This is a genomic window from Streptomyces pluripotens (genome assembly GCF_000802245.2).
Taxonomy (GTDB): Bacteria; Actinomycetota; Actinomycetes; order Streptomycetales; family Streptomycetaceae; genus Streptomyces; species Streptomyces pluripotens.
On sequence record NZ_CP021080.1, the window covers coordinates 1,750,429 to 1,769,199 of the forward strand.

Annotated in this window: 12 protein-coding genes; 7 read left to right on the forward strand and 5 right to left on the reverse strand. The window is 71.0% G+C overall.

Going from position 1 to position 18,771, the window contains the following annotated elements:
• The first annotated feature begins 72 nt into the window (after positions 1-72).
• Positions 73-1,869 carry a phosphatidylglycerol lysyltransferase domain-containing protein gene (locus LK06_RS07755; RefSeq protein ID WP_039655744.1) on the forward strand — a complete coding sequence of 599 codons (1,797 nt, stop codon included), beginning with the start codon at positions 73-75 and terminating at the stop codon, positions 1,867-1,869.
• A gap of 357 nt (positions 1,870-2,226) precedes the next feature.
• On the opposite strand, the gene LK06_RS35210 is transcribed toward LK06_RS07755, so the two are convergent.
• Together LK06_RS35210 and LK06_RS07765 are read right to left on the reverse strand one after the other, a co-directional pair.
• Complete coding sequence (locus tag LK06_RS35210; RefSeq protein ID WP_174673824.1) at positions 2,227-2,442, reverse strand: hypothetical protein; 216 nt, start codon at positions 2,440-2,442, stop codon at positions 2,227-2,229.
• 139 nt (positions 2,443-2,581) lie between these two features.
• Complete coding sequence (locus LK06_RS07765) at positions 2,582-3,346, reverse strand: hypothetical protein (protein WP_039655740.1); 765 nt, start codon at positions 3,344-3,346, stop codon at positions 2,582-2,584.
• Positions 3,347-3,406: 60 nt separating this feature from the next.
• Between LK06_RS07765 and LK06_RS07770 the strand changes: the two genes are divergently transcribed.
• The gene (locus LK06_RS07770; RefSeq protein ID WP_039655738.1) at positions 3,407-4,192 is read left to right on the forward strand and encodes an adenosylcobinamide-GDP ribazoletransferase; all 786 of its coding nucleotides are present in this window, start codon (positions 3,407-3,409) and stop codon (positions 4,190-4,192) included.
• 58 nt (positions 4,193-4,250) lie between these two features.
• Here the strand turns inward: LK06_RS07770 and LK06_RS07775 are convergent, their stop codons facing one another.
• From LK06_RS07775 to LK06_RS07785, 3 genes are all read right to left on the reverse strand, one after another.
• Positions 4,251-5,798 carry a hypothetical protein gene (locus LK06_RS07775; RefSeq protein WP_308355178.1) on the reverse strand — a complete coding sequence of 516 codons (1,548 nt, stop codon included), beginning with the start codon at positions 5,796-5,798 and terminating at the stop codon, positions 4,251-4,253.
• Positions 5,795-7,315, reverse strand: a complete 1,521-nt coding sequence (gene pelF / locus LK06_RS07780) for a GT4 family glycosyltransferase PelF (protein ID WP_039655736.1) — start codon at positions 7,313-7,315, stop codon at positions 5,795-5,797. Before pelF ends, LK06_RS07775 begins: the two co-directional genes overlap by 4 nt.
• A gap of 87 nt (positions 7,316-7,402) precedes the next feature.
• Positions 7,403-9,442, reverse strand: coding sequence for a hypothetical protein (locus LK06_RS07785; RefSeq protein WP_039655734.1), 2,040 nt, complete (start codon positions 9,440-9,442; stop codon positions 7,403-7,405).
• Between the two features lie 352 nt (positions 9,443-9,794).
• Here LK06_RS07785 and LK06_RS07790 point away from each other — a divergent pair, with 352 nt between their 5' ends.
• The 5 genes from LK06_RS07790 (at position 9,795) to aceE (ending at position 18,733) form a co-directional block, all read left to right on the forward strand.
• Positions 9,795-11,336, forward strand: coding sequence for a leucyl aminopeptidase (locus tag LK06_RS07790; RefSeq protein WP_043406837.1), 1,542 nt, complete (start codon positions 9,795-9,797; stop codon positions 11,334-11,336).
• A 294-nt stretch (positions 11,337-11,630) separates the two neighbouring features.
• Positions 11,631-13,019 (forward strand): dihydrolipoyl dehydrogenase, encoded by a 1,389-nt coding sequence (lpdA, locus tag LK06_RS07795; protein ID WP_039654957.1) that lies wholly within the window; start codon positions 11,631-11,633, stop codon positions 13,017-13,019.
• Between the two features lie 61 nt (positions 13,020-13,080).
• Positions 13,081-14,817 carry a 2-oxoglutarate dehydrogenase, E2 component, dihydrolipoamide succinyltransferase gene (gene sucB / locus LK06_RS07800; protein WP_043433664.1) on the forward strand — a complete coding sequence of 579 codons (1,737 nt, stop codon included), beginning with the start codon at positions 13,081-13,083 and terminating at the stop codon, positions 14,815-14,817.
• A gap of 320 nt (positions 14,818-15,137) precedes the next feature.
• Positions 15,138-15,761, forward strand: coding sequence for a GntR family transcriptional regulator (locus tag LK06_RS07805; protein WP_039654959.1), 624 nt, complete (start codon positions 15,138-15,140; stop codon positions 15,759-15,761).
• A 260-nt stretch (positions 15,762-16,021) separates the two neighbouring features.
• On the forward strand, positions 16,022-18,733 hold the full coding sequence (aceE, locus tag LK06_RS07810; protein ID WP_039654960.1) for a pyruvate dehydrogenase (acetyl-transferring), homodimeric type: 2,712 nt from the start codon (positions 16,022-16,024) through the stop codon (positions 18,731-18,733).
• The last annotated feature ends 38 nt before the right edge of the window (positions 18,734-18,771 follow it).

Consider the following 18,771-nt stretch of genomic DNA (forward strand, 5'->3'; position numbering starts at 1 on the left):
GGGTGCCTCCTGCGCGGGAGCACGGCGGGAATAGTGCGGTTCGCCAGGGCAGCACCCATATGATCCTGCCCCATGGGAGATGCCCGAATTGCCGTGCCGCAGCAAGCCGAAACGGGGCGCCCGGGCGAGGAGGGGCGGCGGTCCACCGGGGCATCCCGACGAGCCGCCGCCTTCGCCGTCTGGTACCTGCGGACCGTCGCCTTCATCAACTTCCTCAGCGCGGTGTGGGTCTCGCTCGGCCAGGACGTTCGCCGGCACAACCAGGACGACTTCTTCACGCCCTACCTGTTGACCGCCGGCTTCGCCTCCGGTGTGTTCACCGCGTTCCTGGCCATCACCATGCGGCGCAGGAAACGGGCCGCATGGATCCTCAACCTCGTGCTCAGCGGGGCCTTCCTCGCCCTGTTCTCCCTCGCCATGGCGTTCCCCGAAATCCGGCGGTACCCGCAGAACTGGACCTCCCTGGCGCTGACGGCCACGTTCACCGGCGCGCTGCTCGTCGGCCGCCGAGAGTTCTACGCCAAGGGCGACCGGTCCAACCCCCGGCTCGCGGCCACGGTCGCCGCCGGCGGCGGGCTACTCGCCTCGCTCCTGGCCGGACTGCTGGTGACCGTCACCAACCAGGCCCCGGACGGGACCCGTGCGAGCTTTCTGGAGCGCTGGCACTACGGCACCCTGCGTCTGGTGTCGGTGACGGCCGACGAGCACCAGTTCCCCGGTATCGCCCCGCCCAACTGGGCCAACGTCGTCGTGAACGTGCTCAGCACGGCCCTCGTCCTGGCGGTCTTCTACGCGGCCTTCCGCTCCCGGCGGGCCGTGGACCCACTCACCGAGGACGACGAGAAGCGGCTGCGGGAGCTGCTGGACCGGCACGGCGAGCGGGACTCCCTCGGCTACTTCGCGCTGCGCCGGGAGAAGAGCGTGGTGTGGTCACCGACCGGAAAGGCCGCTGTCGCGTACCGGGTCGTCTCAGGGGTCAGTCTCGCGTCCGGCGATCCGCTCGGGGACCCCGAAGCCTGGCCGGGCGCCATCGCGCCGTGGCTCGCGCAGGCGCGGGCGCACGGGTGGATTCCCGCGGTGATGGGGGCGAGCGAGGAGGCCGGGACGGTCTACGCCCGGCATGGTCTGGACGCGCTGGAGCTCGGCGACGAAGCGATCGTGGAGGTCGCCGATTTCACGCTGTCGGGACGGGCGATGCGGACCGTGCGCCAGGCCTACAACCGGGTACGGCGGGCCGGGTACCAGGTGCGCGTCCGGCGGCACGAGGAGGTTCCGGCGAAGGAGATGGCACAGCTCGTCGAGCGGGCCGACGACTGGCGGGACGGGGCGACCGAACGCGGCTTCAGCATGGCGCTGGGGCGGCTCGGGGATCCGGGGGACGGGCGGTGCGTGATGCTGGAGTGCACCGATGCCGAGGGCACGCTGCGCGCACTGCTGTCCTTCGTGCCGTGGGGGCCGCACGGGCTGTCCCTGGATCTGATGCGGCGCGACCGGGACTCCGACAACGGACTGATGGAGTTCATGGTCATCGAGCTGCTGCGGCGGGCCGAGGAGATCGGGATCACGCAGGTCTCACTGAACTTCGCGATGTTCAGGTCGGTCTTCGAACGTGGCGCGCGCCTCGGTGCCGGTCCGGTGCTGAGGCTGTGGCGGTCACTGCTCAGCTTCTTCTCCCGCTGGTGGCAGATCGAGTCGCTGTACCGCGCCAACGCCAAGTACCGGCCCATCTGGGAGCCGCGGTTCCTGCTCTTCGAAAAGAGCGCTGACCTGCCGCGCATCGGCCTCGCCTCGGCCCGCGCGGAGGGCTTCCTGGAGGCGCCGGGACTGCCGAAGTGGCTGCACCGAAGGCACCTGGACACACACAGATGAGGAACGATCCATGAACAGGCTCGCCCGCTGGGCCCGTACCGAGTGGGGGCTGCTGTACGTCACCGTGCGCGAGCCCCTGCTGAAGCGGCGACTGCGGGCGATGCCGATGAGCGTGGGGGCCGTGTGCCTGACGGCCTTCCTGCAGTACGTGCAGAACCAGCCGTGGGGCTACCAGCCGGTGCACAACATGGGTGCCGTACGGGCCGTGGACCCACTGTGGCTGGCCCTGCTGCGCACCCCGCTGTCGCTGTTCGTGCCGGCCCTGGACCTGCCGGTGTGGGGCGCACTGGCGCAGATCCTGTTCGTGATCGGGATCGCAGAAGTGTGCCTGGGCTGGTGGCGGACGCTGGCCATCGCCTACATCGCAACACTCGCCGGAACGCTGTACGCCCGCGCGGGCATCACGCTCGGACCGCACGCCCCGTTCGGGCTGCCCGCCTCGGACGCGCTGGTGGTGGACACCGGCCCGTCGGCCGCCGTGGTGGGGCTCGCCGTGTTCGTCAGTTGGCGGTACGGGGCGTACCTCACGGCAAGCACGGTCACCCTGGCGATGGTGGCGGAGGTGCTGATCAAGGAGAACCTGGCCGGAAAGGAGCACCTGGCCGCGCTGATGGCCGTGGGGACGCTGTGCCTGGCGGCGGCGCTGCGGCACCGGTTCGGACGCGGGCTGCACGGCTGCACCCGTCGGCTGCGCCCGTCGGCTGCGGCACGATCAGCGCCGGTCGGGCAGGCGTACCGGGCGGGGGTCGGGCTTGCCGCCGATCCAGTCCTGGAAGACCCTGCGGGGCCGGGCCCAGCGGCGGTCGTGGCGGTAGGCGCGCAGGGCCGCCTTCGCGCGGGCACGGGGGCGATGGCCGTAGAAGCGGCGGGCCCACGGGGAACCGGGGCGGGCGAGGCGGACCGCGCCGAAGAGGGCGACCAAGGGCACGATCACCCCGAAGACCGCGACACGGGCCTTGCCCTTGCTCAAGGCGATCAGCGAGAAGAGGAAGTTCACGGCGATGGTGGTGATGGCCCCGCCGCGGTCCTGGAGTTCCTGCTGGGTCATGCCGTTGACGCCGAACGGCGAGAAGCCGGCCAGTAGCAGGCCGACCAGCGCGGCGGTGAGGACGACGACCTCGACGCTCTTGCGGCCCTCCTCGCTCCAGTAGACGTCGTCCAGATGCAGGATCAGCGCGAACTCGTCCAGGACCAGACCCGCGCCCATGCCGAACAGGACGGCCGAGATGCCGGCGCCGTAGCCGTGCCGGTCGCTGGCGACCGCCCCGAAGCCGCCGACGACGGTGAGGAGGACCCCGGGGACGACGTGGTGGATGTGCAGCCCGCCCGCCTTGACGTTGCCGAACGGGCCCTTCCCGGCCCGGATGAGGCGGGTGATCGTCCGGGTGGCCAGGAAGGTCAGCACGAACGCGCCGAGGGCCAGCAGCAGCGGGAACTTGCCCGGCTCGATGATGTTCCGCACCCACCAGTGCCCCATGTGCGCACTTTATCCCGCACTCCTGGAGGGAGCCCGGCAACCGCCGGGTAACCTGCGCCGGTGCTCAAGTCCTCCCCGCTCGACGGCCTCCGCTTCGCCTTCGGCACGCTCACCGTGCTGCCCGTTCGAGTGCACCGCTGGGATCGGGAGGCCGCCCGCGCGGGGATGCTGAACGCCCCGGTGGCCGGCCTGGCCGTCGGCGGCTGCGCGGCCGGGCTGGGGCTGGGGCTGCTCCTCCTCGGTGCCGGGCCGCTGCTCGCCGCGGTCGGCTCCGCCGCCGTGCCCGCGGCGTTGACCCGGGGACTGCACCTCGACGGGCTCGCCGACACCGCCGACGGGCTGGGCAGCGGCAAGCCGGCCGGGGAAGCGCTCAGGATCATGAAGCAGTCGGACATCGGACCGTTCGGGGTGCTCACCCTGGTCCTGGTGCTGCTGGCCCAGGTGGCCGCACTGGCGCAGGCGTTCGGCGACTCGTGGGCGCGGGGCGCGCTGGCCGCCGTCATCTCCGCGGTCACCGCCCGGCTCGCGCTCACCCTGGCCGCACGCGCCGGGGTGCCAGCCGCCCGTCCCGAGGGCCTGGGCGCGGCGGTGGCAGGAGTGGTACCGGTGCCGGGTGTGCTGGCCGTCACGGCCGCCTTCACACTCAGCGCTGCCGCCTGGGGACCACTGTTCGATCCGTACGGCAGCCTGCGGGTGACGGCCGCGGTCCTGCTGTCCTTGGCCACCTCCGAACTCCTGCTGCGCCGCTGCGTCAGCCGCTTCGGCGGGGTCACCGGGGACGTGTTCGGTGCCCTCGCGGAGACGGCGGCGACGACCGCCCTCGTGGTGCTGTCCCTGGGGCACTAGGTGGACCTGTCAGTCACCGCGGTGGCGGACGCTCGTACGTACGGGACCAGCGGGGTGCTCATCGGTGGGCGGTCCCCCTGCCGAGCAGGCCGCAGACCAGCACGGACTGGGCCAGGGCCGCCGCCGTGTACACCGTGAGGGCGACCGTGTGCGGTTGGCCCGCCCGGGTCAGCAGGGCCAGGCTCTGGGCGAGGGCCGCGGCGCCGCAGACGGCGGCTGCGCCGATGACGGCGCCGAAGGACTGCAGCAGCAGTCCGGTCCACAGCACCACGCCGAGCGCGAGCAGCCCGGCAAGGCGCAGGCCGGTGGGTGTGAAAGCGCCCGGCCAGGGCGCGGTGACGGCCAAGGTGAGGACGAGGAGGACGACCAAGTATCCGGTGAGGCAGCCGGCCAGGGTACGGACGGTGGCCCGGCGGAACGCCCGCGGTGTGCCGCTGGCGCGCAGGGCGGCCAGGCCGCCGCTGCGAAAGCGGTACAGCACCCATTCGGCCGGGCCCATGCTGAGCGTGAGGGCCACGGCGGCCGGCGCCGCCAGAGCGTTGGTTCCCGCCCCGCCGAGAACGTCGCCGAGACCTGCGCACAGCACCAGGACCCCGGTACCGAGCCCAAACACGGCGTAGGGCAGAGAAGACCGGAGCCGGGGGCCGAGGGCCGGTCGTCGCCGGACCCGAGGACGGGTGAGGGGGAAGGGCAGCAGGGTGGTCAGGCCGACCGTCCAGACCCGCAGGGGTGGGGCGGCCGAGGCGACCTCGCACAGGCCGAGGACGGCGACCGCGGCGAGCGATCCCAGCAGCAGGGCCAGGCGGGCCGGTTCGGGGACGGGGCGGGCCAGGGCGAGGAGGGCTCCGCCGGTCATCGGCAGCAGGGCCGCGAGCAGCACGCGTTCCCGGCCCAGTACCAGCAGTACGCCGGCGGCGCCCAGGTAGCAGGACTGGCCGGCGGCGAAGGCGGCCGTCACCGGATGCCCGGGTCCGGCGACGGCGAGCGCGGCCAGGGTGCCGAGGAGCATGCCGACCGGGGTGCCGGTCAGCAGGCAGCGCCGTGCCGCCAGACGGTCCCCGAGGCCCAGCCAGGAGTAGGCACGATGGGCGAGCCCCTGGTTCCAGGCCCAGCCGCACAGGGCGCCCGCCAGCAGTGCCCGGGTGCCTGCCGGGAGGCCGGGGCCGTGGTGGGGGCCGACGAGCAGCGGGGCACCGAGGACGTAGCCGAAGCCGGGCAGCGCGAAAACCAGCCCGCGCAGCAGACAACCGAGGAGTCCGATCCGCCAGGGGTCGGGGGGCGGGCCGTCCGGCTCTGGGTGGCGACGGGGAGTACGGTCGTAGAGCTGCTCGGCTAGTGCGAAGGAGTCCCCGACGCCGTAGCGCTCGCGTATCTGGTCGTCGGAGAGGCCGTCGGACTCCAGCAGGGCAGCTACCTCGTCCGGGTGCACGGCAGCGGCCACGAACACCTCCAGTTCGCGGGCCAGTTCGTCGATCGGGTCCGGCCGGGACCAGCCGGGACGACGGCTACGGGGGATGCCGGACGGGCCCCGGGCGGGGACACGGTCGTGCTCCCGGCCTCGGTTGCGGATGTCGTTCTCCAGCAGGTCGCGGGTGTCGTCGTTCACCGGGTGGCCCCGTCCTTCGCGATCGCCGCGTACCAAGGGTCGTGCAGTTCGGCGGTCCAGTCGCCGACCGTCTCGACGGCGGGTTCGTAGCGCTCGGTCAGTCCGGCGAGTTCCTGGTAGATGGTGCGGAAGTTGTCGACCGAGCGGCGCAGGGTGAACCGGTCGATGACGCGTTGCCGGGCCGACTCACCGAGCTCCAGGCGCCGTTCGTCGTCGCGGAGGAGAGTGAGCGCGGCTGCGGCCATCTTCTCCGGTTCGCGGGGTGGGACGACCAGACCGGTGTCGCCGACGGCCTCGCGGACCCCGCCGACGTCCGTCGAGACCGTCGTACGGCCGCAGGACATCGCCTCGATGATCGAGAACGGGAAGCCTTCGGAGATGGAGGAGAGCATGACGAGGTGGCCCGCCGCATAGGCGCGCCAGACCTCGGTGACACGGCCCTCGAAGGTGAGGCCGTCGGTGACGCCGAGTTCGGCGGCGAGCTTCTCCAGACGGGTGCGGTAGTCCGCGCCGCCGGGCGGGACCGGGCCGAAGAGCCGGAGCCTGGTCTCGGGGAGTTCTGCCCGGACGAGGGCGTAGGCACGCAGCAGGGTCTCCAGGTCCTTGATGGGGTCGACGCGGCCGCACCAGGTGAGGGTGGGGATCTCGGGTTCGGGTCCGGCGTGCGGAAAGGCATGCGGGTCGACGCCGTTGTAGACGGTGCGGATGCGGTCCCCGTCGGCGCCGCCGCGCTCCTCCCAGCGGCGGTTGTACTGGTTGCACGGCGTGATCAGGTCGGCCGCGCGGTAGCCGTGCGAATTGAGTTCGCGGTAGAAGCCCAGCAGAAACGCCTTCACCGGCCAGCGGTGCCGCTGCCCCCGGTGTCCGAGGTAGCGCTCGCGTAGATAGATGCCGTGCTCGGTGAGCAGGAACGGCACCCCGTCGAGGTGGTGCGCGGCGAGCGCGGGAAGAGTCGCCAGGCCGCTGCTGACCGCGTGCGCCACCGAGTCCTCGGGGATCCGCGTCCCGAGGGGGCGCAGGGCGTGTTCCAGCAGGTCGATGGCGGTCAGCGCATCGTGCACGGTGGGCCTGGCAGCCGCCGTCGGCAGGTGCGGCATCGTCCAGATCCACTGCAGCGACCGCAACGCGGACTCGGTCCGCAGGGCCGCCGCGAGCCACCCGTCCCGGGCGATGACGGCCAGTTCGTGCAGCGCCTCGCCGAAGTCGCAGTGCGCCTGCGGGTCCAGGACGGACAGCAGCAGGCGCTCATAAGCGTCGGCGAATCGGCGCCGTGCTCTGGCACGAGGTGCCCGGGCACGGCCGGGGCACGGACCCCAGGTCGGCACGGTGGTGTGCCGATACACGTTCGGCGGCAGCTCCCACGTGACGGGTTCGCGGCCGTTGCCGGTGAGCGAGACGAGGTGGAAGGCGACCTCCGGCATGCCCTTGACCAGTTGGTCGCACCAGGTGCTGACCCCGCCGTGGACATGCGGATAGGTACCTTCGGTGAGCATGGTGACATGACGACCGGTGCGCATGGTGCGCGGTTCCCCCCAGTGGTGCCGGGCGCTCCGGGGCACGCGCGTACGTGTGCCCCGGGCCCGTGGTGTTGAACTCGCCGTGAGTTACGGCAGCTTGAGCGTGAGCGCGGACTGCAGGAGGCCCGGTGTGGCCCAGGCCTGGCGGTCCCCCGCGTATGCCGTACCGAAGGTGACCGTGGACAGCACCAACTGCTGCCTGGTCCCCTCTGGTGCGGTCACCGGGATCTTCGTGCCCGACGGCGCGGTGACGGTCACGGTGTTGCCGATCCGGTACGCCGTGACCTGGCCGGCATCGAGCGCGGTCTGCCACTTCGCCCGGTTCTGCAACTCGGCCCCGATCGCGCTCTCGCGGAGGTTCACGATGGGGGTGTCGTCCGCGAACAGCGCCCGGTAGTCGCCGAGGACCCGGTCCAGGACCGGGTAGAGGATGCGGTCCTCGGCCAGATTGGTCTGGTGGGCGTAGTGCGGGCGCGGGTCGTTGCTGAGCACGTGCCCGAGGTCGGTGTGCGCCTCGGCGGGCACGATGTGGTCGAGGTAGCCGGTGGCCGTGTCCAGCGGCTTGTCCAGGCAGGTGGACGTCGGGTTGTTCTCGCACAGCCCGCTGCCGCCGTCCGCCTTGGACGTGTAGATCCAGTTGTACTCGTCGGCCATCTCCGTTGTGGTGCCGGCGTTGTAGTACACGTTCATCGGGTAGCGCGGCACGGTGAGCGTGCTGCCTCCGGTGACCGCCCGCTGCTCGGGCTCACGGGAGTTGTCGGAGCCGGTCCACTGCACGCCGTTGGCGGTGAGGGCGGGCGCGAGGTTGGGATTGTCCTGCGGCTGCTGCGGCAGGGTCTTCAGCCCCGAGTGCTCGCCGGTGACCAGTTCGCTGCGGTCTACGGGGAGGCCGTGCTGCACGGCCCAGTCGTAGTTGTTCGCGATCTCGGCGGAGATGTCGGAGCGGCTCACCCACTGCGTGGAGCCGTCGGCGTTCTTCGCGCACGACCACGGCACGGTGGAGGTGTCCTGGACGCAGCCGAGGAACAGATGTGTGTAGGTGTGGTTCACCCAGCGGTAGTCGGCCTTGTCCGCGAGCAGTTGGTCGGTCAGCGGGTCCTTGCCGCCGTTGTCGCTCTTCCACTGCTCGCCGGCGCCCGCGTTGAACAGCAGGTCGAGGGTGAAGTCGTGGCTCTGCTCCCAGGCGGCCGCGTACTGGGCATCGGCCGCGGTCATCCGGATCGGCGTGGTGGTGTCCGGAACGCCGCTGCCGCAGTCGAGGTCGCCGGGCGTGCAGTTGTACTCGGTGTCCCAGCGGGCGTCCGAGGCGAAGACGTCGTCCACGTGCACGGCGAAGTAGTTGCGGGCCTGACCCAGGTGCACGCCCTGGGTCAGCCACTCGACCATGCCGCGGGCCAGCACCCGGAACTGCTGCTGGTACTGGTTGTAGGCGAAGGTCACCACCAGCTCCCGGCGGCCGTCGTGCGCGTACTCGCCGAGCAGGCTGCCGGTGCCGGTGCCGCCGGGTACGGGGGTGTCGACATAGCTGGTGAAGCCAGTGCGGGGCTGGGCGACGAAGCCGTAACTCTCGTCCACGGTGGGCGAGTTGTCCTCGAAGGAGAAAGAGCCCTTCAAATAGCCGAACGGGCCCGCCCGGCCGGCCGTGGTCACGGTGGCCGTGCGCCCGTCGAGGGGTCCGGCGTAGCCGTCGTCATCGGTGTAGTCGAGGCCGACCTCGGGGTGGGCCCAGGTGTAGGCGTCGAGCTGCGGGATGCCGTACGTCTTCTCGTACGCCTCCAGGGCCGTCTGTTCGGCCGAGTCCGCCCCGAACGGAGCCTCGTTCGGCAGGACCACGCCTTGGAACTTGGCCCGGGGCCGACCATCGACGGTGTCGCTCAGGAAGGCGGCGGTGACGGTGGGGCGCCCGGAGTCGTCCAGGTTCACGGTGGTGTACGGGATGCCCTCGCTCTTCAGCTGCGCGGTGATCGCGCCGACGGAGCTGCTGCCGTCGTCGACCACGAGCACCTTCAGGTCGATGCGCGGATCGGTCGCCGCCGATGCGGCCGGTGCGGCCAGCCCCAGGGTGATCATCCCCGCGACCGTCACGGTGACGGTGGCCGCTCTCCAGCGGTGCGCGCGGTGGGTCATGGCAAGTACCTCCCCCCAGAAGACCCTCCACGGCGAGCCGTTTCGGCTCGGCAGAGGGTCAGCGGAAATGATGCGAACGGCAGGCAGACTGCCCACCGGAACTCGATGAGTGTGGCTCAAATCACCGGTCTGCAAGGGGGAGAACCGGCCACGACGCCACGCACGGGTGAACGTCCGTAGAAATGAGCGAACGCGCGCACACGCGTAGTCTCGTCCCGGGTGTTTGCCGGCAGGGTGAAGGACCCGGTTGCCACATGCCTCCGGGCCTGGGCCTAGGGTCGGCTCTCGGGCCCGGTCGACCCACCCCACTTCGGCCACAGCAATTTCACATCGGAAGCGAGAATTCACCACCGTGACTGCTCTGACTCTCAGCACCGCCGCAGCGCCCGGCCTGCGGGCCGACGCGATTGTGATCGGTGTCGCCAAGGGCGCCCAGGGGCCCGTCGTCGCGCCCGGCGCCGAGGCCGTGGACAAGGCGTACGACGGCAAGCTGGCCGGCGTCCTGGAGACCCTCGGCGCCTCGGGTGCCGAGGGCGAGCTGACGAAGCTGCCCGCTCCGGCCGGCTTCAAGGCACCGCTCGTCGTGGCAGTGGGCCTGGGCGAGGAGCCCGGCGCCGAGGACGCCGGCTACGACGACGAGGCCCTGCGCAAGGCCGCCGGCGTGGCCGCCCGGGCGCTCACCGGCTCGAAGAAGGCCGCCTTCGCGCTGCCCGTCGACGGCCCCGGCGCCATCGGCGCGATCAGCGAGGGCATCCTGCTCGGCGCCTACTCCTTCGACGCCTACAAGGAGAACGGCCGCCCGGCTCGGAGCGCCGCCAAGGCCAAGAACGGCAACGCGCCGCTGGCCGAGGCTGCGCTGCTCGGCGGCAAGCCGCGCGACGCCGTCCACAAGGACGCGGTCGCACGGGCCGTCGCGGTTGCCGAGGAACTGAACCGCTCCCGCGACCTGATCAACACCCCGCCGAACGACCTCACCCCCGCGGCCTTCGCCGGTATCGCGCAGGCCGCGGGCAAGGAGCACGGCATCAAGGTGCAGGTGCTCGACGACAAGGCTCTGGTCAAGGGCGGCTACGGCGGCATCCTCGGCGTCGGCGGAGGCTCGGCTGCGACCCCGCGCCTGGTGAAGCTGTCGTACACGCACCCCAAGGCGGAGAAGCACCTGGCTTTCGTCGGCAAGGGCATCACCTACGACTCGGGCGGCATCTCCCTGAAGCCGGCCGGCCACAACGAGACGATGAAGTGCGACATGAGCGGTGCCGCCGCCGTGTTCGCGGCCGTGGTCGCCGCCGCCAGGCTCGGCCTGCGGGTCAACGTCACCGGCTGGCTGGCGCTGGCGGAGAACATGCCGTCCGGCTCCGCCGTCCGCCCGGGTGATGTCCTGCGCATGTACAGCGGCAAGACCGTCGAGGTCCTCAACACCGATGCCGAGGGCCGGCTGGTCCTCGCCGACGCGCTGTGGGCGGCCTCGCAGGAGAAGCCGGACGCGATCGTGGACGTTGCCACCCTGACCGGCGCGATGGTGCTGGCACTGGGCAGCCGGACCTTCGGCGTCATGGCCAACGACGACGCGTTCCGCTCGGCAGTGCAGGAGGCCGCCGAGGAGGTCGGCGAGCCGGCGTGGCCGATGCCGCTGCCGGAGCACCTGTGCAAGAGCATGGAGTCGCCGGTGGCCGACATGGCGAACATGGGTGAGCGGATGGGCGGCGGCCTGGTCGCCGGTCTGTTCCTGCGCGAGTTCGTGGGCGAGGGGATCACCTGGGCCCACCTCGACATCGCCGGCCCGGCGTTCAACGAGGGTGGGCCGTTCGGATACACGCCGAAGGGTGGTACGGGGTCGGCCGTGCGGACCCTGGTGCGGCTGGCGGAGCTCACCGCCGCGGGTGACCTGGGCTGACGTTCGCCCGCCAGCTCGTTCCGTCCGCTCTGCGGCGGCTTGAGGGGCGTGGGGGCTGGTTGCGCAGCCCCCACGCCCCTCCCGGCGTACCTTCCGTTCCGGTGCACGTGGGGTGTCTCACACCCCGGCCCGGCGTCTCGTCCGCCTCGAACAAGTGCAAAGATGGAGCCCGGCAGGACAGGGCCCCACCGAAGGGCCGAAGCATCAAGCGGCCGGACACCAGCCGACCGGCCGGACACCTCCCACAGGGACGAGGGTGCCCGGCGTGCGGCGCACATGCATGGAGGACGTGACGTGGCGAACGACGCCAGCACCGTTTTCGACCTAGTGATCCTCGGCGGTGGTAGCGGTGGTTACGCCGCAGCCCTGCGCGGGGCGCAGCTGGGCCTGGACGTCGCCCTGATCGAGAAGGACAAGGTCGGCGGTACCTGCCTGCACCGGGGCTGCATCCCCACCAAGGCCCTGCTGCACGCCGGCGAGATCGCCGACCAGGCCCGCGAGAGCGAGCAATTCGGCGTGAAGGCCACCTTCGAGGGAATCGACGTCCCGGCCGTCCACAAGTACAAGGACGATGTGATCTCGGGCCTGTACAAGGGCCTGCAGGGTCTGATCGCCTCCCGCAAGGTGACCTACATCGAGGGTGAGGGCCGTCTGTCCTCCCCGACCTCCGTCGACGTGAACGGCCAGCGTGTCCAGGGCCGCCACGTGCTGCTGGCGACCGGCTCCGTGCCGAAGTCGCTGCCGGGCCTGGAGATCGACGGCAACCGGATCATCTCCTCCGACCACGCCCTCGTCCTGGACCGTGTGCCCAAGTCCGCGATCATCCTGGGCGGCGGTGTCATCGGCGTCGAGTTCGCCTCGGCGTGGAAGTCCTTCGGCGCCGACGTCACCGTCATCGAGGGTCTGAAGCACCTCGTCCCGGTCGAGGACGAGAACAGCTCGAAGCTTCTTGAGCGCGCGTTCCGCAAGCGCGGCATCAAGTTCAACCTCGGCACCTTCTTCCAGAAGGCCGAGTACACCCAGGACGGCGTGAAGGTCACCCTGGCGGATGGCAAGGAGTTCGAGGCCGAGGTCCTCCTCGTCGCGGTCGGCCGCGGGCCGGTCTCGCAGGGCCTGGGCTACGAGGAGGCCGGGGTCGCCATGGACCGCGGCTACGTCCTCGTCGATGAGTACATGCGCACCAACGTTCCGACCATCTCCGCCGTCGGTGACCTCGTGCCCACGCTCCAGCTCGCGCACGTCGGCTTCGCCGAGGGCATCCTGGTGGCGGAGCGTCTGGCCGGTCTGAAGGTCGTTCCGATCGACTACGACGGTGTTCCGCGGGTGACGTACTGCCACCCGGAGGTCGCCTCCGTCGGTATCACCGAGGCCAAGGCCAAGGAGATCTACGGCGCGGACAAGGTCGTCGCTCTGAAGTACAGCCTGGCGGGCAACGGCAAGAGCAAGATCCTCAAGACCGCGGGCGAGATCAAGCTCGTTCAGGTCAAGGACGGTGCCGTGGTCGGCGTCCACATGGTCGGCGACCGCATGGGTGAGCAGGTCGGCGAGGCCCAGCTGGTCTACAACTGGGAGGCGCTGCCGTCTGAGGTCGCCCAGCTCATCCACGCCCACCCGACGCAGAACGAGGCGCTCGGCGAGGCCCACCTGGCCCTGGCCGGCAAGCCGCTGCACTCCCACGACTGAGCCTTCGGTCCATGGGCGCGACGACACAGACTTCCGCAATTCGTTAGGAGCAACCGAAACCATGGCGGTTTCCGTAACCCTTCCGGCGCTCGGTGAGAGCGTCACCGAGGGCACTGTCACCCGCTGGCTGAAGGCCGAGGGCGAGCGCATCGAGGCCGACGAGCCGCTGCTGGAGGTCTCGACCGACAAGGTCGACACCGAGATCCCCTCACCCGCGTCCGGCGTGCTGGCCTCCATCAAGGTCGCCGAGGACGAGACCGTCGAGGTCGGCGCCGAACTGGCCGTCATCGACGACGGCTCCGGGGCTCCCGCAGCCACTGCGGCCCCCGCCGCGGCCGAAGCTCCGGCCGCCGAGCCCGCCCCGGTCGCCCCGGCCCCGGTCGCACCGGCTGGTGGCGCCGCGGGCACGGACGTGGTCCTGCCCGCGCTCGGTGAGTCCGTCACCGAGGGCACCGTGACCCGCTGGCTGAAGTCGGTGGGCGACTCCGTCGACGCCGACGAGCCGCTGCTGGAGGTCTCGACCGACAAGGTCGACACCGAGATCCCCTCACCCGTCTCGGGCGTGCTGCTGGAGATCGTGGTCGGCGAGGACGAGACCGCCGAGATCGGCGCCAAGCTCGCCGTCGTCGGCGTCCCCGGAGCCGCTCCGGCCCCGGCAGCTCCCGCCCCGACCCCGGCTCCGGCAGCTCCCGCCCCGACCCCGGCTCCGGCAGCTCCCGCCCCGACCCCGGCTCCGGCAGCTCCCGCCGCTCCGGCAGCTCCTGCCCCGACTCCTGCCCCGGCTCCGGCTCCGGCTCCGCAGGTGGCGCCCCCGGCTCCGGTCGCCCCGGCCCCGGTCACACCGGCTCCCGCCGCGCAGGCGACGGATGAGGGCGCCTACGTGACCCCGCTGGTGCGCAAGCTCGCCGCCGAGAACGGTGTCGACCTGGCCACCGTGAAGGGCACCGGCGTCGGCGGCCGCATCCGCAAGCAGGACGTCATCGCTGCGGCCGAGGCCGCGAAGGCCGCTGCGGCTCCGACCGCGGCTCCCGCTGCGGCTCCGGCCGCGGCGAAGGCGCCGGCGCTGGAGGTCTCCCCGCTGCGCGGCCAGACCGTCAAGATGACCCGGATCCGCAAGGTCATCGGCGACAACATGGTCAAGGCGCTGCACGAGCAGGCCCAGCTGTCGTCGGTCGTCGAGGTCGACGTCACCCGGCTGATGAAGCTGCGCGCCAAGGCGAAGGACACCTTCGCGGCCCGTGAGGGCGTCAAGCTCTCCCCGATGCCGTTCTTCGTCAAGGCCGCCGCGCAGGCGCTGAAGGCCCACCCGGTCATCAACGCCAGGATCAACGAGGCCGAGGGCACGATCACCTACTTCGACACCGAGAACATCGGTATCGCGGTGGACTCCGAGAAGGGCCTGATGACCCCGGTCATCAAGCACGCCGGCGACCTCAACATCGCGGGCATCGCCAAGGCCACGGCGGAGCTGGCCGGCAAGGTGCGCGCCAACAAGATCACCCCGGACGAGCTGTCCGGCGCGACCTTCACCATCTCCAACACCGGTTCGCGCGGCGCACTGTTCGACACGATTATCGTGCCGCCGGGCCAGGTCGCGATCCTCGGCATCGGTGCCACGGTCAAGCGTCCGGCCGTCATCGAGACCGAGGAGGGCACGGTCATCGGCGTCCGCGACATGACCTATCTGACCCTCTCCTACGATCACCGCCTGGTGGACGGCGCCGACGCGGCCCGCTACCTGTCGGCGGTCAAGGCGATCCTGGAGGCGGGCGAGTTCGAGGTCGAGCTGGGCCTGTAACGAGGTCGAGGATCTCCCGGCGAGGCAGTGTCCGGCCGGTGGTCGCACACTCGGCCGCGCTCCCCTTGGTGCCCCTGCCCGGAACTTCCGGGCAGGGGCACCTGGCTGTGGAGGCGGGCGGGTCGGCCCGGCGCGCGGCGCCACCGCGCCGAGGCGGAGGCCTCAGGGCGGCCGACTTCGGAGCCCACCGGGCTCCGAAGGGTCGCGGACCAGGTGTGTAAGTCTCGTCTCACCTGCGCGGAAGCATCCCCGTGCACCCTCCCCGCGGAGCGAACCCGCCGTATTGTCTAAACGTCAAAGCCCTCCCTGAAGGAGCCCCCATGACCGCGCCCGTCGTCCACTCGCTGCGCGAACAGATCCGCGAGCACATCGTGGAGGGAATCGTCAGCGGGCGCTGGCAGCCGGGCGAGCGGATCGTGGAGCGCCGGATCGCGACCGAGTTGGAGGTCAGCCAGACCCCGGTCCGCGAAGCCTTGCGCGAACTGGAGTCGCTGCGGCTGATCGAGTCCGCACCGAACAAGGGCGTCCGGGTACGGAACCTGACCGCCGCCGACCTGGAGGAGAGCTACCCCGTCCGGGCCGGCCTGGAGGCCATAGCGGCGGAGCTGGCGGCGGAGCGGCTGGCGCAGGACTGCTCGGCGCTGGAACCGCACGTACTGGCCCTGTACGAGGCCGACGGCAACGCCGACGGCACCGCCCAGGTGCGCCACACGGTGGGCTTCCACCGCGAGCTGGTCCGTGCGGCGGACAACTCGGTGCTGCTGCACACCTGGGAGGGCCTGGGCATCGAGGTGTTCACGGCCCTGTCCATCCGCTGGCTGGGCACGGTGCAGCAGTCGTACGCGGAGGAGCACGAGGAGTTGGTGCAGGCGTTCAGGCGCCGGGATCCCGCGATCGCGGAGCTGGTCAAGGCACACGTCCTGGGCTGCGCTCCGAGGGCTTGATGCAGCCGAGCACACCCATGCTCACCTGCACAAATGCTCCTGTTTGTACGGCACCGGGTGCCCAACCAATAGGCACCCGGTGCCTATTTTCTCCAAATCAAGAGGTTTTCCCGCTCAACCCTTTGATCGATCATCGATCAGGGAGTTACAGTCGCCGACGGACTTCTACCGAAGTCCGCTGCCCTGTCCTGCCAAAGACCAAGGGCACCCCCGAACCCTTACCGATGAGGGAACCCCCTTCGACTGAGGAAGGCGGCGACATGACCGACCCCCACGCCATCCAGCCGAGCGAGCTCGACCAGCTCCCGGACCGCGACCCCGAGGAGACCGCCGAATGGCAGGCCTCCCTGGACGCCGTGGCCAGGGAGGCCGGGCCGCACCGCGCCGCATACCTGATGCGCCGCACGCTGGAGCGCGCCGAGGCGGGCGGCATCGCGCTGCCGAAGCTCCTCGAAACGGACTACGTCAACACCATCCCCACCTCCGCCGAGCCGGCCGTTCCCGGCGACCCGGAGATGGAGGCCCGGATCACCGCCTGGAACCGCTGGAACGCGGCCGCGATGGTGACCCGCGGCTCCAAGCACGGCGTCGGCGGCCACATCGCCACCTTCGCCTCCGCGGCCTGGCTGTACGAGACCGGCTTCAACCACTTCTTCAAGGGCAAGGAGTCCCCGGATGCCGCCGGCTCCGGCGACCAGCTGTACATCCAGGGCCACGCCTCCCCCGGCATCTACGCCCGCGCCTTCCTCGACGGCCGACTGACCGAACAGCACCTGGACAACTTCCGTCAGGAGGCCGGCGGCAACGGCCTGCCGTCCTATCCGCACCCGCGGCGCCTGCCCTGGCTGTGGGAGTTCCCCACCGTCTCCATGGGCCTCGGCCCGCTGTCGGCGATCTACCAGGCCCGGTTCAACCGCTACCTGACCAACCGCGGCATCAAGGACGTCTCCGCCTCCCACGTCTGGGCCTTCCTCGGCGACGGCGAGATGGACGAGCCGGAGTCGACGGCGGCCCTCGCGCTCGCCGCCCGGGAGCAGTTGGACAACCTCACCTTCGTCATCAACTGCAACCTGCAGCGCCTCGACGGCCCGGTCCGCGCCAACTTCAAGATCGTGCAGGAGCTGGAGGCCCAGTTCCGCGGTGCCGGCTGGAACGTCGTCAAGACCCTGTGGGGCTCCGCCTGGGACGAGCTCTTCCAGCTCGACACCACCGGCGCACTGGTACGCCGGCTGCGCGACGTACCGGACGCACAGATCCAGACGTACCAGACCCGCGACGCGGCTTACATCCGCCAGGACTTCTTCGGCGCCGATCCGGCGCTCGCCCAGATGGCGAAGCTGCTGAGCGACGACAAGATCATCGAGTGCTTCCACCTCTCGCGTGGCGGCCACGAAGTCCGCAAGGTCCACGCCGCGTACCGGGCCGCCGTCGAGCACAAGGGCGCGCCGACCGTGATCCTGGCCCAGACGGTCAAGGGCCACACCCTCGGTGAGGGCTTCGCGTCGAAGAACGCCAACCACCAGATGAAGAAGCTGACGGTGGACGAGTTCACGACCATGCGCGACCTGCTCGACCTGCCGATCAAGGACAGCGACTTCGCCGACGGCACGGTCCCCTACGGCCACCCGGGCGCCGACTCCCCCGAGGTCCGCTACCTCCAGGAACGCCGCGCGGCCCTCGGCGGCCCGGCCCCGGCCCGTCGTGTCCACCCGGTGGCCCCGCTCCCCGCCCCCGCTGAGAGGGCCTTCGCCTCCTTCGACAAGGGCTCCGGCTCCCAGAACGTGGCCACCACCATGGCCTTCGTCCGCCTGGTCAAGGACCTGGTCCGGGACAAGGAGACCGGCAGGCGCTGGGTGCCGATCGTCCCGGACGAGGCACGCACCTTCGGCATGGAGTCCCTGTTCCCGTCGCTCGGGATCTACTCCCCCAAGGGCCAGACGTACGAACCGGTCGACCGCGACCAGTTGATGTACTACAAGGAGGCCAAGAACGGCCAGATCCTCAACGAGGGGATCACCGAGGCCGGTTCCATGGCCGACTTCATCGCCGCTTCGACGTCGTACGCGACGCACGGCGAGGCGATGATCCCCTTCTACATCTTCTACTCGATGTTCGGCTGGCAACGCACGGCCGACCAGATGTGGCAGCTCGGCGACCAGCTCGGCCGCGGCTTCCTGATCGGCGCCACGGCCGGCCGTACGACCCTGACCGGCGAAGGCCTGCAGCACGCCGACGGCCACTCCCCCGTCATCGCGGCCACCAACCCGGCCGCCCTCACCTACGACCCCGCCTTCGCCTACGAGATCGCGGTGATCGTCCGTGAGGGCCTGCGCCGGATGTACGGCGAGGCCAAACCGGGCGAGGACCAGAACGTCTTCTACTACCTCACCGTCTACAACGAGCCGCTGCCGCAGCCCGCGAAGCCGCAGGGTCTCGGCGTCGACGAGGGCATCGTCAAGGGCCTCTACCGGTTCAACACGGCGGAGTCGGCGGGCGTGTCCCCGGTCGCCAACGCCCCGCGCATCCAGTTGCTGGGCTCCGGCACGGCGATCCACTGGGCGCTGGAGGCACAGCAACTGCTGGCCGAGGAGTGGGGTGTGGCCGCCGACGTGTGGTCCGCTACCTCCTGGTCCGAGCTGCGCCGGGACGCCATGGACGCCGACGCGGCCCTGTTGCGCGGCGAGGAGCGGGTGCCGTACATCCGGCAGGCGCTGCAAGGTGCCGAGGGTCCGGTCCTCGCGGTCTCCGACTACATGCGCCAGACGCCGGACCAGATCGCACAGTGGGTCGAGCAGGACTACTCCTCGCTGGGCGCCGACGGCTTCGGCCTTTCGGACACGCGTGAAGCTGCCCGCCGCCACTTCGGCGTGGACGCCCGGTCGATCGTCGTGGCGGCCCTGGCCCAGCTCGCCAAGCGCGGCGAGGTGAAGGCTGCGGCGGTGAAGGAGGCCCGGGAGAAGTACGGGCTGTAGGGCCTGCGGCTCGTCCGCCGGTGGGGCCGTGTCCTTGG

What these genes read in the sequence shown, in the direction of transcription:
- LK06_RS07755 (WP_039655744.1), top strand. Translation starts at nt 73, where the DNA reads ATGGGAGATGCCCGAATTGCCGTGCCGCAGCAAGCCGAAACGGGGCGC.
- LK06_RS07765 (WP_039655740.1), bottom strand. Translation starts at nt 3,346, where the DNA reads ATGGGGCACTGGTGGGTGCGGAACATCATCGAGCCGGGCAAGTTCCCG.
- pelF (WP_039655736.1), bottom strand. Translation starts at nt 7,315, where the DNA reads ATGCGCACCGGTCGTCATGTCACCATGCTCACCGAAGGTACCTATCCG.
- LK06_RS07785 (WP_039655734.1), bottom strand. Translation starts at nt 9,442, where the DNA reads ATGACCCACCGCGCGCACCGCTGGAGAGCGGCCACCGTCACCGTGACG.
- sucB (WP_043433664.1), top strand. Translation starts at nt 13,081, where the DNA reads ATGGCGGTTTCCGTAACCCTTCCGGCGCTCGGTGAGAGCGTCACCGAG.
- LK06_RS07805 (WP_039654959.1), top strand. Translation starts at nt 15,138, where the DNA reads ATGACCGCGCCCGTCGTCCACTCGCTGCGCGAACAGATCCGCGAGCAC.
- aceE (WP_039654960.1), top strand. Translation starts at nt 16,022, where the DNA reads ATGACCGACCCCCACGCCATCCAGCCGAGCGAGCTCGACCAGCTCCCG.